Here is a 12,977-nt window from a genome sequence, read left to right on the forward strand (position 1 = left end):
GGAGCCGGTGAGCGAATCAATCGCTCACCGGCTCCTTCGACATTTTCCGTGGGATACGGAAGACCGCCGTTTACGGCTGGTGGATAGTCGCTCCGGTCGCTTCCTGAACCTCGTCGAATGAGACACCGGGGGCGAGCTCGACGAGCTCCAAACCTCGATCGGTGACGCCAAGTACCGCGAGATCGGTGACGATGAGCGAGACGCAGCCTCGGCCGGTCAAGGGCAGCGTGTTCTGCTCAAGGATCTTCTGCTGTCCCTTACGGGTGACGTGATCCATCATCACGATGACGCGTCCGGCGCCGTGGACGAGGTCCATCGCCCCGCCCATTCCCTTGACCATCGCGCCCGGGACCATCCAGTTCGACAGGTCGCCGGTCTGGCTCACCTGCATTCCACCGAGCACGGCGACGTCGACGGCGGCGCCGCGGATCATTGCGAAAGAATCCGAGGAACCGAAGAACGCCGCGCCGGGCAGGACCGTGATGGTCTCCTTGCCGGCGTTGATGAGCTCGGGATCGAGCTCGTCAACGGTGGGGTAGGGGCCGACGCCGAGCACGCCGTTCTCGGAATGCAGGATGACCTCGGTTCCCTCGGCGATGTAGCCGGGGATGAGTGTCGGCATCCCGATGCCGAGGTTGACGTATTGTCCGTCGGTGAATTCCTTGGCGACCCGCGCCGCCATTTCCTCGTGGGACCAACTCATTGGCGCACCGTCCTCAACTCGATTCCCGTCTCCTGCCTGCCGACCGGCACGACGCGCTGCACGCGGATGCCGGGCACGTGGACGTCCTCGGCCGCGATCTCGCCGGGTTCGACGAGGTGCTCGACCTGCGCGATGGTGATCCTTCCTGCGCCGGCGCAATCGGGATTGAAGTTCCGTGCGGTTCCGCGGAAGCAGAGATTGCCGAGCCGGTCGCCCTTATAGGCGTGCACCAGTGCGTAGTCGGTACGTATCGCCTCTTCGAGTACGAACAGCTCGCCGCCGAACTCCCGGGTTTCCTTGGGAACGGACGCCTCGGCGATGCCTCCGTCGCCGTCATACCTGATGGGTAGACCGCCCTCGGCGACCTGGGTGCCGACGCCGGCAGGGGTGTAAAAGGCCGGAATTCCCGCGCCGCCAGCACGCATGCGCTCGGCGAGGGTGCCCTGCGGCGTGAGCTCGACCGACAGCTCGCCGGACAGGTACTGCCGAGCGAACTCCTTGTTGGAACCGACGTAACTGGCGATTGTCCGCGAAATGCGATGAGCCTCGAGCAGCTTTCCGAGGCCGAAGCCGTCGAGCCCGCAGTTGTTGCTCACGGTCTTGAGATCTGACGCTCCCTGCTCGAGGATCGCGTCGATCAGGACGGCGGGGATGCCGACCAGGCCGAAACCACCCACGGCGAGGGAAGAGCCATCGGGGATGTCGGCGACGGCTTCCGCCGCCGACGAAAAGACTTTGTTGATCATGTCACACACCATAGGACGAATTCGCAATGCACACAAGTGTTCAAGATACGAACAGACTGGGCGGAGTTTCAGCGCGATACCAGCGAAGAGTGCCCATGAGTGGGAGCCCGGTCACAATTTGAGAGGAAATGTGTTTGAATAATGGCTATACGTTCGTATATTGAACCTGGAGGTGTCGTCATGATGCTGGCGAGCTTGTCCTATGAGCTTCACGAGCCGACAAAGCGTTCGGCGGCGGGAGATTCCACCGTGCTTCTGCTCGGGTCGCTGGGCTCGGATAGGTCGATGTGGTCGGAGCAGGTGCGCGCGTTGGCGCAGTCGTTCCGGGTGCTCGCGGTCGACCTGCGCGGGCACGGGGGCTCGGAGGTCATCGATGGCCCCTCTACAGCTGAAGAGTTGGCTTTGGATATTGTGTCCGTCATCGACAGCCTGGAGATCGACAGAGTGCATATGGTCGGCCTCTCGCTTGGCGGGGCAGTGGCTCTCGAGATGGGAATCCGGTACCCGGAGCGGCTCGACTCGCTCGCACTGATCTGCACATCGGCCAAGTTCGGCGAGCCGCAGCCGTGGCTGGACCGCGCCACACTCGTCCGGAAGGACGGGATGGAGGCCGTGGCGAACTCGGTCGCCTCCCGCTGGGTGTCGCCTGGCAAGGCCGAGGCATCCCCGGAGCTGATGGCGCGGCTCGAGCGCATGGTTCTCGCAACTCCCGCCGAGGGATACGCCTCTGCGTGCGAGGCCCTGGCAACCTACGATGTGCGCGCCGAACTCGGTTCGATCAAGGCTCCCGTCTTGGCTATCGCGGGCGCGGACGACCCGGCCACCCCGCCGGAAAGCCTGCAAGAAATCCTCGACGGCATCGGCCACGGGCGGCTCGTCGTTCTCGACCCCGCTGCACACGTGCCGACCTTCGAGCAGTCCGAGCAACTCTCCGATCTCCTGCAGCAGCACGTGCTCGACAACGTCGGGGGTTCGCGGTGGTGAAGGCGTCGCAGGCGCGGCCGGCCGGTAAGGCTGCGGGCACCGAGTTCGTCCAGTCGCTCGCGCGTGGGCTCGCCGTCATCCGCACCTTCGACGCGGAGAATCCTCGGCAGAGCCTGTCGCAGGTGGCCCGCTCTACCGGACTGTCCCGCGCGACCGCGCGACGGTTCCTCCTCACCCTCGTCGACCTCGGGTACGTCGATTCGGACGAGTCACAATTCTGGCTGACGCCGAAGGTGCTCGAACTCGGGTACAGCTATCTTTCTTCGATGCCGCTCACCGAGGTCGCGGCGCCGCACCTGGAAAAGCTGCGGTCCCGGCTCGGGGAATCGTCGTCGGTGTCCATCCTCGACGGCACCGACATCGTCTACGTCGCCAGAGTGCAGGTCCGCCGGATCATGACCGTCGACATCACCATCGGCACGCGATTTCCCGCGCACGCGACCTCCATGGGCAAGGTGCTCCTCGCCAGCCTGAGCGAAGTCGACTTCGCCAGCTACCTCCGCGAGGCTGCCGAACGCGTCGAACCCGGCATGCCCGGATTCGACGAGGCCACGCTTCGTAGCGAGATTGAAGCCGCCCGTAAGCGCGGCTGGTCGATGACCGACCAGGAACTCGAACCCGGGCTGCGCTCGCTCGCCGCGCCGATCAAGGACGCCTCCGGCGCGACAGTCGCCGCGATCAACGTCTCCACCCACGCGATGCGCTACACGCTCGATCAGTTGCATGACGATTTCGTTCCCGCGCTCCTTGCCGCGGCCTCGGCGATCAGCGAAGACCTCGCGACCGTCAACCGATAACCCGCGGCAACTCACCTCCCCTCGGCACCTCTCGAAAGGACCTTTCACCATGCCCGATGCCGTCATCTGCCTGCCCCTGCGAAGCCCCGTGGGCCGCTTCGGCGGCGCGCTCAAGACCGTGCCGGTCGAGTCGCTCGCCGCCACCGTGCTAACCGCGCTCGTAGAACGCTCCGGCATCGACCCGCAGCACATCGACGACGTCATCCTCGGGCAGGGGTACCCCAACGGCGAGGCGCCCGCCCTCGGACGCGTCGCGGCGCTTGACGCCGGACTGGGCATCGACGTGCCGGGAATGCAGCTCGACCGCCGCTGCGGTTCCGGGCTCCAGGCGATTCTCACGGCCGCGGCGCACGTCTCCTCCGGCGCGGCGGACCTCATCGTCGCGGGCGGTGCGGATTCGATGAGCAACGCCGAGTTCTATACGAACCCGTCCCCGCGCTACGGCATCCGCGGCGACGGTGTACAGCTGGCCGACCGCCTCGCCCGCGGTCGCCTCACCGCCGGCGGAAAGAAACATCCGTTACCCGGCGGAATGATCGAGACCGCCGAGAATCTCCGCGAACATTATTCGATCGGCCGCGCCGAGCAGGACGCGCTCGCCGCCCAGTCGCACCGGCGCGCGGTCGCGGCGCAGGAGTCGGGCAAGTTCGCCCGCGAAATCGTCCCTATCGACGTGCCTCAGCGCAAGGGCGACCCGGTCACCGTCGACACCGACGAGCACCCGCGCGCCGACACCACCGTCGAATCCCTGTCGCAGCTGCGCGCGATCCGGTCGAAGATCGACCCGAACTCCACCGTCACCGCGGGCAACGCCTCGGGACAGAATGACGGCGCCGCCATGGCCATCGTCACGACGATGGACAAAGCCAAGGAACTTCGCCTCGAACCGGTGGTCCGGCTCGCCGGGTGGTCCGTGGCCGGTGTCGCCCCGGAGACCATGGGCATCGGCCCGGTCCCGGCTACGGCGAAGGTCCTCGGCCGTCTCGGCCTCGCGCTGGACGATATGGACGTCATCGAGCTCAACGAGGCCTTCGCCGCGCAGGCACTCGCGGTCCTACGCGAATGGAAGCTCGACCCCGAGTCGGAGCATCTCAACCCCAACGGGTCCGGGATCTCGCTCGGCCACCCGATCGGCGCGACGGGCGCACGCATCCTCGCCACATTATGCGGGGAGATGACGCGCCGCGACGCACGCTGGGGCCTGGAGACGATGTGCATCGGCGGCGGGCAGGGCCTGGCCGCTGTGTTCGAGCGCATCGGATAGCGCCCGGCTACGCAGAACGAGTCAGGGCTTGAGGAAGTCGACGACCGCTGTGTTGTACTCGTCGGCGCACTGCAGATTGCACATGTGCGCACCGCCGGAAATGCTCACCCACTTCGCACCGTCGATGCCATCGGCGAGCTGGCGCACGACCTCCGGAGGCGTGGAGCCATCCTCGGTCGCGGACACGACAAGCGTCGGAGCGGCGATCTCCCCGAGGCGCTCGCGGGTGTCGAACCCGGCGAGCGCCTCGCAGCACCGCGCATAGCCGACCGGGTCGGTACCCACGAAGTTCCGATGGATGTTCGCGATGACGTCGGGGTGCGCCTCCGCCCAGTCCGGGGTGAACCACTTCGACATCACCGGACCGACGAGCTCGTCCAGCCCTGACTCACGGGCGGTGTCGATCCGCTGCTGCCATGCACCGGCTTCGCCGAACTTCGGCGCCGTCGACGACAGCACGAGACGCTCCACGCGCTCGGGCGCACTGAGCGCCAACTCCTGGGCGATGGCGCCACCGATGGACAGTCCGACGATGTGCGCGGAGGCGATCTCGTTCATATTGAGAGAGCGGATCACGTCCTGGGCGAGGTCCGCCATCGTCGTGGACTCGTCGAGCACCTGCGAATCGCCGTGCCCGCGGATATCGATCGCGTAGGCCGGGCCGATGGTGTTGAGCGCGTCGATCTGTTCTCTCCACATCGAGCGCTTCGATCCGAGCGAACCGAGGAGCACGATCGGGATATCCGGGATCCCGTCGGGCACGGACTTGGTGGGGAACGAGTCGAGAGCGAGCATCGCATTGGCCATGGACCCCAAGTTACCCCGAGCGTCCGCGCCGGATGCTTGGTACCGCGCGGGAATCCGATCCCTGCGCAAACACCACCGGGGCGACTACTCTCGCCAGTAGGAGCCTCACCCACGAAGTGGGGCGCTAAAAGTCAGCGCAAGTAGATGGAGGATCCTCCAGATGAGCGAACCGACCCGAGAAACCGCACACGTCGTCACCGTCACCGGCGCCGCCGGCCAGATCGCCTATTCGCTGCTGTTCCGGATCGCCGCGGGCGAGATCTTCGGCCCGCGCGTGCCAATCGAGCTCCGGCTGCTAGAGATTCCCTCCGCAGTCGGTGTCGCAGAGGGCGTTGCCATGGAGCTGGAGGACGCCGCGTTCCCTGCGCTGGAGTCTGTGTCGGTGACGTCGGACGCCACCGAAGCTTTCGACGGCGCCAATGCCGCGTTCCTCGTCGGCGCCAAGCCACGGGGAGCCGGAATGGAACGCGCCGACCTCCTCACCGCGAACGGCGCCATCTTCCGCACGCAGGGCCAGGCCATCAACGCCGGCGCGGCGGACGACATCCGGGTCCTGGTCGTCGGAAATCCGGCGAACACCAACGCGTTCATCGCCGCCAATCACGCCCCGGACGTGCCCTCGGACAGGTTCACCGCGCTTATGCGTCTCGACCACAACCGTGCGCTTAGCCAGCTCGGGCACAAGCTGTCGGTCCCCACGACCGCGCTCGGCGGCATGGTCGTGTGGGGCAACCACTCGCTGAGCCAGTTCCCGGACACGACGTACCTGACGGTCGACGGAAAGCCGGTGTCCGGCGACCTCGACACGCGCTGGATCGAGGACGACTTCATCCCCCGAGTGGCCGGCCGCGGCGGGGAAATCATCAAGGTCCGCGGGTCCTCGTCGGCGGCGTCGGCGGCATCGGCGGCCGTCGACCACATGCGCGATTGGGTGCAGGGCGGCCCGGAGGGAAATGACGAGAGCTGGACGACCGTGGCGATGGTCTCCCGCGGCGACTACGGGATCCCCGAGGGGCTCGTCTGCGGGCAGCCCGTCCGGTCGGTGGGCGGGAAACTCGAGGTCGTCTCCGATCTCGAGATCTCGCCGTGGCAGCGTCACCGCATCGACGCCTCGGTCGCAGAACTCATCTCCGAGCGCGAGGCGGTCGCCTCGCTCGGACTCCTCTGACGACGCCGAGCATCTGCCAACTCCGGGCGAGCGTCAGTCGTCGTCGTTCCTGCGGTCGATGAGCGCCCACACGGCGAGGCCGACGATCACGCCCCAGAACGGCGCACCGATGCCGAACAGCGACTGATCGGCGACCGTCACGAGGAAGCACGCCAGCGGGCCGAACCAGCCCACCTTCGAAAAGGCCGTCGCGAACGCGCCGCACAGCGGGACGAGCATCGCGAGCCCGGCGAGGGCGGCGAGATACTCGGCCGGCGTCCGGAGGATCACGCCGACGAAGGCCGGCGCGAGGATGCCGACGACGATCGCCCCGGCCCCGGTGACGATGGCTGCGGCCCAGTGTCGATCCTCCGGTTTACCGGCCACGATGAGCGCGTTCGTCGGTCCGGTGAGGCAGCTCGACACCGCCCCCAAAGGAGCGACGATAACGGACCACACCCCGGAGGCAATGGCGCTCGCCGTCACTGGTGGGTGGTGTCCGGTCCCGCGGAGCACAGCGACGCCCTGCCCGTTTTGCACGACGATGACGGTGATGGCGAGCGGCAACACGAGCTCTGCCGCGGCGCGGAAGGTGAACTCCGGCGCGTGGAGCATCGGGGTCGCGAGAACCCCGAGGGTGGGGTCCCCGGCGTTCCACTGCCCGGCAGCAGTGACGGCGACGATGCCAACCACCATGGCGGCGAGAACGGGCGGGACCTTGGAACCGAGCCGGGGGAGCGCGACGAGCACGGCGAACGCGATTGCCATCGGAACGGTGAGCAGGGGAGCGTCCCACAGCGAGTGGATAAGGTCGAGGCCGAAGCTCAGGAACACCCCGGCGACCATCGCCATGACGATGGGCAGCGGCAGCAGCTCCATGAACCATTTCGCGAGCCCGGAGATGCCGAGAACGGTGATGAGCACGCCGGTGATGAGGTAGGCGCCGACCACCTCGGACAGGCTGAGATGGCCGAGCGAGCTACCGACGATAACGGTGCCGGGGATGGTCCAGAAGAACGCGAGCGGGGTGCGGTAGATCCAACTCGCGAGGACCGTGAGAATGCCATTGCAGAAGAAGACTCCGAAGATCCACGACGAGATCTCGGCGCCGCTCATGCCGCCTTGGTGTCCGGCGGCCATGATGAGCGCGACGGGGCCGGTGGCGGAGAAGAGGAGCGCGATGAGTCCGTCCGCTAGTTGCCGGGGGCCGAGCGCGCGAACGAGGTCGCGCGGGCGGGGGCGCGTGTGGTGCGGTTTTTCCGGCAGGTGCAGTGCGGTGGTCATCGGGGTCCTATTCGCTGATCTCGGCGGCATACATCGCCGCGAGCTCGCTCCTTCCACGGATGCCGAGCTTCGCGTAGATGCGGGTCAGGTGGTACTGGATGGTCTTGATGCTCAGATACAGCTCGTCGGCGACCTCGGCGTTGCTGTGACCTGCCGCCACGAGCGAGGCGACGGCTTTCTCCTGGGGCGTGAGGTCCTGGCGCGGGCCGCGCGCGACGTTGACGCCGCCGGCCTTTCGCTCTCGGTCGCAGCGCCGGACGTACACGGTCGCGCCGAACTGCTCGTACAAGTCGCGGGCCATGCCCAGAGAGTGGTCGGCCTCCTTGCGCCTTCCGGCGCGGCGCAGGGTTTGGCCCGCGGCGAAGTGGAGTCGTGCGAGCCGGTAGGGGATCCCGAGCGGGGACACCCGTTCGATGGAGGAGTCGAGCAGCGCCTGCATCTCCTCGTGGTCGCCTCGGATGCCGGCGATACGCGCGCGCACGGATTCGATCGAAGCCAGCGTTGTCGCGTGCCCCACGGGCTCGGCACGCCGCCAGATGGGATCGATAAGTGTCTCGGCTTCGCGGATTCGGCCGCCGAGGACGAGCGCGTGCGCGTACAGCTCGAACCACGGCCAGTAGCCGGGCTGGTCGAAGTCGACGTCGTGGCCGAGCGCCGCCAGGGGAGCTCCGGCGCGTCGGACCTCCGCGTAGTCGCCGCGCGAGGCCGCCACCTGGATCGCCGCCATCGCCGACGGGATCGTCTGTAGGGGATAGGAGTCGACGGGCGGGTTGATGTGCACGATGTGGCGGGACGCGCCCACCGGATCGTCGCGCATCGACCGGATCATCGCGCCGGTGCCGTGGACGAGGGGCGCGAGAAGCTCCAGGCCGAGGTCGGATACCCGACGCGCGGCGGTCTCGATGATGCGAATCGCCTCGTCCCACGTTCCGAGGAGGAAATGGGTATAGGCGAGCCAGGCCTGGGCCTGGATGGTGATGCGCTCGGAGCTCTTCTCCGGGGAGATCGCCAGCGCGGATTCGAAATGGCGCCGGGCCCTCGCCGGCTCGTCGGCGGCGAAAGCGCCCCAGCCGGCCGCGAGCTCGAACCGCTGGACGTAGCCGCTGTGCACCGCGAAACCGTTGGAGTCTTCGTCGGCAGACGTCGGATCATCGGACGCGGAGATCAGTGTCGCCAGGCCGCCGATCGCCCGCGCGGCCTGCGTCGAGGGGATGTCCACGGCGCTGTCGAGCGCGGCGATGTCCGACCAGTGCAGCATGTCCGCGGGATTCCAGGAGGCCAGCGCGTGCATGACGGACTTCGAGGCCAGCGAGGTCACCCCGGCGTGCCCGCGATCGCCGAGAGACGCGCGCGCCCGCTCGAGCAGCATCGTCGACTCGGACTTCTTCCCGCGCATCACCGCGAGGTACCCGAACACCGCGTCGCGCTCGGGCGAGGGCGCCGCCGACTGCATGGCCGTGGACATGTACGTCGCCTCGTCGATGTGGCCGGCCTCGATGAGACCGTCGACGCCCTGCCGGCGCCGCCGAGTCGCGCTCTCGGGAGTGGGATCCAGGCGCGCGGCGGTGAGCAGGGTGCGCGCGCCCGAGTACCAGTCGCCGTTGTCGGCGAGCTCGGCGGCGCGGGAGGCGTGGCGGTCGGCGAGCTCCTGGTCCTGCCCGGTCGACAGCGCCGCCCGATGTGCGAGTGAGGCGTCGATGTCCAAGTCGGCGAACAGCTCCGCCGCGCGGAGATGCAACGCACGAATCCTCGTCGGAGGGAGCGAGGAGAGCACGATATTCCGGTCGAGTGGCGCGGAGAAACGCACCCACGTCGCGCCGGGGTCGGCGTGGACGGTGAGAAGGTTCGCCTCGCACAACGGGTCGAGCCGCGCCGCCAGCGACTCGGCGTCGTCGATCCCCGCGAACGCCGCCAATTCGTCCCATGACGTCGCCGTTCCGAGCACCGCGACATGCTCGGCGAGCGCCCGGCTTTCGTCATCGAGCCCGTCGAGAGTCGCCTTCGTCGGCGCCGCGATGTGCGGCGGAACGGGGATCTGGTCGAGAGAGGTCCAACCGGTGGCGGCGAGGTGTTCGATCATCGCGATCGTCGTCGACGGTTCTCCTGCGGTGAGGGCGAAGATCGAGCGCGCCAGCTCCTGCGGGGCATCGATGCCCGTGTGCTGCCCGAGTAGGGAGCGCACCTGGACGAGGCGGAAATAGGGCACAACGATATCGGTGTCTGCCAGCTCGCGCGTCAACGTCGCCGACGGCGACGCCACCGATTCGTCGACGAGCAGGATGACGAGCACGTTCGAGCGTGGGGAGAGCTGCAGCGCGGTGCCGAGTGTCTTGAGCGAGAAGGGGTCGGCGAAGTGGGCGTCGTCGATGACGATGAGGGTGCCGGGCTCGCTCGCGCCGATCGCGCCGGCGATGAGGTTCTGTGCCTCGAAACCGCTGACCCGCGCATTCTTGCCCGAGTGTCGACCCGGCGCGGGCAGGCGCTCGATCAACCGCTGCGCCACCCAGCCGGGGGACTCGGTTTCCCAGCTCAGCGCGCGCACCGCGTAGATCGCACGGCCGGCGAGCGCGCTCATCGCGTCCTCGAGTAGCCGCGTCTTCCCGCCGCCCTCCGGCGCCAGGATCCGCACGACCCGCGAGCGGCGAGTCTGCGCGCGGTCGAGTTCTTCGACGATCGCGTTGATGGCCGGATTGGCGGCGACGTGGCGCCCGATGTCCATGGACTGCTCCCTGACGAAATCTGTGTCGGCGAACGCGCGCCCGGCCACCTCGTCTGTGTTGGCCTGGCGGCGCGCGATATGTCGTCTATTGTCGCTATCCCTGGTCGCCTCCGCCGACAGGAAGCACAGATCCATCGATGTAGCTCGCCTCGCTGGACGCGAGGAAGCAGATCGGGGCGGCCTGTTCGTGCAGGGTGCCATACCGCTTGAGCAGGGAGGAGTCGACGGTCTGGTCGACGATCTCCTGGTACCAGCGCCGTTCGGCCTTCGATTCCGGAGCGCCTCCGCGCGCGATCTTCCGCTCGGGCGCGAGCGTGCCGCCGGGCGCCGTGGCCACGACGCGCACCCCGTGCGGAGCGGACTCGAGCGCGAGCGCCGCGGTGATGGCATTGACTCCGCCCTTCGACGCCGCGTACGGCACGCGGTTCACCCCGCGCGTGGCGACCGAGGAGACGTTGACGATCGTCCCCGCGCCCGCGGCGACCATCGCCGGCAGGAAAGCCCGGCACATCCACAGCGTCGGGAAAAGAGACCGGCGGATCTCGGCCTCGATCTGCTCGGGGGAGTACTCGGAATACGGGCGCGCCCAGATCGTTCCGCCGACGTTGTTGACGAGCACGTCGACCGTGCCGGACCTATCGGCCACCGCTTCCGCGCCCTCCCAGGTTTCGAGGTCCGCGGTGAGGGGATCGGCACGACCGCCGTCATGCGCCAAAGAAGAGATCTGCGCACACACGTCCTCTACAAGTGTTGAGCGGTCGACGCCGATGACGTGCCCGCCCTCCATCGCGATGCGCGCGGCGACGGCCATGCCGATGCCCTGGGCGGCGCCGGTGACGACGACCCGCGAGCCGCAAAAGCGGCCGGGGCTCACGAGGGGAGGGGATAGCGGGTCATCCGAGGAGACCGGCGCGCTCACTCTTCATCCTCCATCTGGATGACGGCGGCGTGCATCGTCTCCTTGGCGTGTTCGGTGTGGTGACGCACGATGTACCGCGCGGCGTCCCGATCGTTGGCGTCGAGCGCATCCACGAGCTGCAGGTGCTCGGGAACGATGTGCTCGGATACCCAATTCGCGGGCGGGAGCACCGTGTTCATGTACTTGGTGACCTCCAGCGAACGGTAGGCATGCAGCAGCGAATCGTTCGAGGTGCACACGAACAGGTACTCGTGGAAGGCGTTGTTCGCCTTCGTGAATGCCTCGGCGTCGACGAAGGTGTTGCCGTCGATGTAGGCGTTCGCGGACTCGGCGAGGGCGCGGAACTCGTTGATTTCCTGCTCGCTGAGCCGGCCGATGACCAGCTCGAGCGCGCCGAACTCCAACGCCATGCGGGCATCGAACTGGGCGTCGGAGCTCGCCGCGAGCGAGAGGTGCTGCTCGCCCCGCTCGAAGCCGGGCCCGGAGACGACGGTAGTCGCGCGATCGTCCTCGACCGTGGTGACCGCGACGGTGTCCTGCGCTGTTTCCTCGGTGCTGGTACCGGCGGCCGGGGTGAATTTCTCGTAGTAGAAGTTCACCGGCGTCGTGCCGACCGAATCGAGGTGTTCGCGCACGGAATCGACCATCGGCGGCGGCCCGCACAGGTATACGTCGATCTCGCCGTCGCGGAGCTGCTCGGCGCCCATGAGCGAGGTGACGTAACCGATGTGTTCGTGCCCGGAATCGGGATCGGAGACGACGGTGTCGTAGGTGAAGCGGGAGTTCTCGGCCTTGAACGCGTCGAGCTCGGAGAGGCCGACGAGATCGTCGACTCGCGAGACGCCGTAGATCAGGTGCACCTCGCGCTCGTCCCCGTCGCACAGCGAGCGAAGCATCGACAGGATCGGCGCGAGTCCGGTGCCGCCGGCGAGCAGCAGTAGCGGCCGGTCGGCTTCGCGGAGGAAGAAGCTGCCCATCGGTCCGGTCAGCTCGAGCTCGTCGCCGACCTCGCACCGCTCGTCGAGATAGGTGGTCATGACGCCGCCGGGTGTATTGCGAATGAGGAAGCTCAACTCCTCCTCGCTCGTGCCATTCGAGAACGAATACGAGCGGGAGGCGTCGGCTCCCGGGACGGCGACGTTGACGTACTGGCCGGGCAGGAACGCGAGCGACTCGCGGTCCTCGACGGTCATCCGCAGCGCGAAGGTGGAATCGGAGACCTTCTCGACGCCGGTCACGGTCGCGGTGGTCGCCGACGGGGCGGTCTTCGCGACATCGGAGGTGGTCGGGATCTTGATGACCATGTCCGATTCCGGCAGCGCCTGGCACGGCAGGCAGTAGCCCTGCTCGAGCTCGTCCTCGGTCATGGCGTCGTCGATGAAATCGCCCGGGTCGAACGTGCCCGATTCGCAGAACGACTTGCACGTTCCACACGCGCCATCGCGGCAGTCGAGCGGGATGTTGATGCGCGCCTTGTAAGAGGCGTCGGCGACGGTTTCGAATGGGTTGACGGTGATGAAGCGGGTCACCCCGTCCTCGAAGCTCAATGCGACTTGGTGTGACATATCGCGGGTCCTTTGAGAGTGGGTCGTCGTCTGGTGGAGGCG

At 67.5% G+C, this 12,977-nt stretch carries 11 protein-coding genes; 4 read left to right on the forward strand and 7 right to left on the reverse strand.

Features of this window, described 5'->3' with window-relative positions:
* Positions 1 to 70: 70 nt before the first annotated feature.
* Together BJL86_RS05920 and BJL86_RS05925 are read right to left on the reverse strand one after the other, a co-directional pair.
* A complete protein-coding gene (locus BJL86_RS05920) occupies positions 71 to 703 on the reverse strand; it encodes a 3-oxoacid CoA-transferase subunit B (RefSeq protein WP_067471445.1) in 633 nt (210 codons plus the stop codon).
* Complete coding sequence (locus tag BJL86_RS05925; protein ID WP_082908315.1) at positions 700 to 1,449, reverse strand: CoA transferase subunit A; 750 nt, start codon at positions 1,447 to 1,449, stop codon at positions 700 to 702. The genes BJL86_RS05920 and BJL86_RS05925 overlap by 4 nt, the downstream gene beginning before the upstream one ends.
* Positions 1,450 to 1,629: 180 nt before the next feature.
* Between BJL86_RS05925 and pcaD (BJL86_RS05930) the strand changes: the two genes are divergently transcribed.
* The 3 genes from pcaD (BJL86_RS05930) to BJL86_RS05940 are packed head-to-tail and all read left to right on the forward strand — an operon-like array spanning position 1,630 to position 4,494.
* Entirely contained in the window at positions 1,630 to 2,433 is an 804-nt protein-coding gene (pcaD, locus tag BJL86_RS05930; protein WP_231887097.1) for a 3-oxoadipate enol-lactonase, read from the forward strand.
* Positions 2,427 to 3,230 carry an IclR family transcriptional regulator domain-containing protein gene (locus BJL86_RS05935; RefSeq protein WP_414836054.1) on the forward strand — a complete coding sequence of 268 codons (804 nt, stop codon included), beginning with the start codon at positions 2,427 to 2,429 and terminating at the stop codon, positions 3,228 to 3,230. Before pcaD (BJL86_RS05930) ends, BJL86_RS05935 begins: the two co-directional genes overlap by 7 nt.
* Positions 3,231 to 3,279: 49 nt before the next feature.
* Entirely contained in the window at positions 3,280 to 4,494 is a 1,215-nt protein-coding gene (locus BJL86_RS05940; protein ID WP_067471448.1) for an acetyl-CoA C-acetyltransferase, read from the forward strand.
* A 21-nt stretch (positions 4,495 to 4,515) separates the two neighbouring features.
* Here the strand turns inward: BJL86_RS05940 and pcaD (BJL86_RS05945) are convergent, their stop codons facing one another.
* Positions 4,516 to 5,301: a 3-oxoadipate enol-lactonase gene (gene pcaD, locus BJL86_RS05945; RefSeq protein WP_082908313.1), complete on the reverse strand. Its 786-nt coding sequence runs from the start codon at positions 5,299 to 5,301 to the stop codon at positions 4,516 to 4,518.
* A 160-nt stretch (positions 5,302 to 5,461) separates the two neighbouring features.
* Here pcaD (BJL86_RS05945) and BJL86_RS05950 point away from each other — a divergent pair, with 160 nt between their 5' ends.
* The gene (locus BJL86_RS05950) at positions 5,462 to 6,469 is read left to right on the forward strand and encodes a malate dehydrogenase (RefSeq protein WP_067471452.1); all 1,008 of its coding nucleotides are present in this window, start codon (positions 5,462 to 5,464) and stop codon (positions 6,467 to 6,469) included.
* 33 nt (positions 6,470 to 6,502) lie between these two features.
* On the opposite strand, the gene BJL86_RS05955 is transcribed toward BJL86_RS05950, so the two are convergent.
* From BJL86_RS05955 to benC, 4 genes are read right to left on the reverse strand one after another with little or no spacing between them, the layout of a single operon-like run.
* Positions 6,503 to 7,732 carry a benzoate/H(+) symporter BenE family transporter gene (locus BJL86_RS05955; protein ID WP_067471455.1) on the reverse strand — a complete coding sequence of 410 codons (1,230 nt, stop codon included), beginning with the start codon at positions 7,730 to 7,732 and terminating at the stop codon, positions 6,503 to 6,505.
* Between the two features lie 7 nt (positions 7,733 to 7,739).
* On the reverse strand, positions 7,740 to 10,586 hold the full coding sequence (locus BJL86_RS05960) for a LuxR family transcriptional regulator (protein ID WP_067471458.1): 2,847 nt from the start codon (positions 10,584 to 10,586) through the stop codon (positions 7,740 to 7,742).
* Positions 10,546 to 11,370 carry a 1,6-dihydroxycyclohexa-2,4-diene-1-carboxylate dehydrogenase gene (locus tag BJL86_RS05965; protein WP_067471461.1) on the reverse strand — a complete coding sequence of 275 codons (825 nt, stop codon included), beginning with the start codon at positions 11,368 to 11,370 and terminating at the stop codon, positions 10,546 to 10,548. Before BJL86_RS05965 ends, BJL86_RS05960 begins: the two co-directional genes overlap by 41 nt.
* The gene (gene benC / locus BJL86_RS05970; protein WP_067471464.1) at positions 11,367 to 12,935 is read right to left on the reverse strand and encodes a benzoate 1,2-dioxygenase electron transfer component BenC; all 1,569 of its coding nucleotides are present in this window, start codon (positions 12,933 to 12,935) and stop codon (positions 11,367 to 11,369) included. Before benC ends, BJL86_RS05965 begins: the two co-directional genes overlap by 4 nt.
* Positions 12,936 to 12,977 lie beyond the last annotated feature (42 nt).

Origin of the sequence: Dietzia timorensis (assembly GCF_001659785.1) — a bacterium.
Taxonomy (GTDB): Bacteria; Actinomycetota; Actinomycetes; order Mycobacteriales; family Mycobacteriaceae; genus Dietzia; species Dietzia timorensis.

Excerpts from the sequence above, each read along its gene's own strand:
- BJL86_RS05920 (WP_067471445.1), bottom strand. The coding sequence starts at position 703 with ATGAGTTGGTCCCACGAGGAAATGGCGGCGCGGGTCGCCAAGGAATTC.
- BJL86_RS05925 (WP_082908315.1), bottom strand. The coding sequence starts at position 1,449 with ATGATCAACAAAGTCTTTTCGTCGGCGGCGGAAGCCGTCGCCGACATC.
- pcaD (WP_231887097.1), top strand. The coding sequence starts at position 1,630 with ATGATGCTGGCGAGCTTGTCCTATGAGCTTCACGAGCCGACAAAGCGT.
- BJL86_RS05940 (WP_067471448.1), top strand. The coding sequence starts at position 3,280 with ATGCCCGATGCCGTCATCTGCCTGCCCCTGCGAAGCCCCGTGGGCCGC.
- pcaD (WP_082908313.1), bottom strand. The coding sequence starts at position 5,301 with ATGGCCAATGCGATGCTCGCTCTCGACTCGTTCCCCACCAAGTCCGTG.
- BJL86_RS05950 (WP_067471452.1), top strand. The coding sequence starts at position 5,462 with ATGAGCGAACCGACCCGAGAAACCGCACACGTCGTCACCGTCACCGGC.
- BJL86_RS05955 (WP_067471455.1), bottom strand. The coding sequence starts at position 7,732 with ATGACCACCGCACTGCACCTGCCGGAAAAACCGCACCACACGCGCCCC.
- BJL86_RS05960 (WP_067471458.1), bottom strand. The coding sequence starts at position 10,586 with ATGGATCTGTGCTTCCTGTCGGCGGAGGCGACCAGGGATAGCGACAAT.
- benC (WP_067471464.1), bottom strand. The coding sequence starts at position 12,935 with ATGTCACACCAAGTCGCATTGAGCTTCGAGGACGGGGTGACCCGCTTC.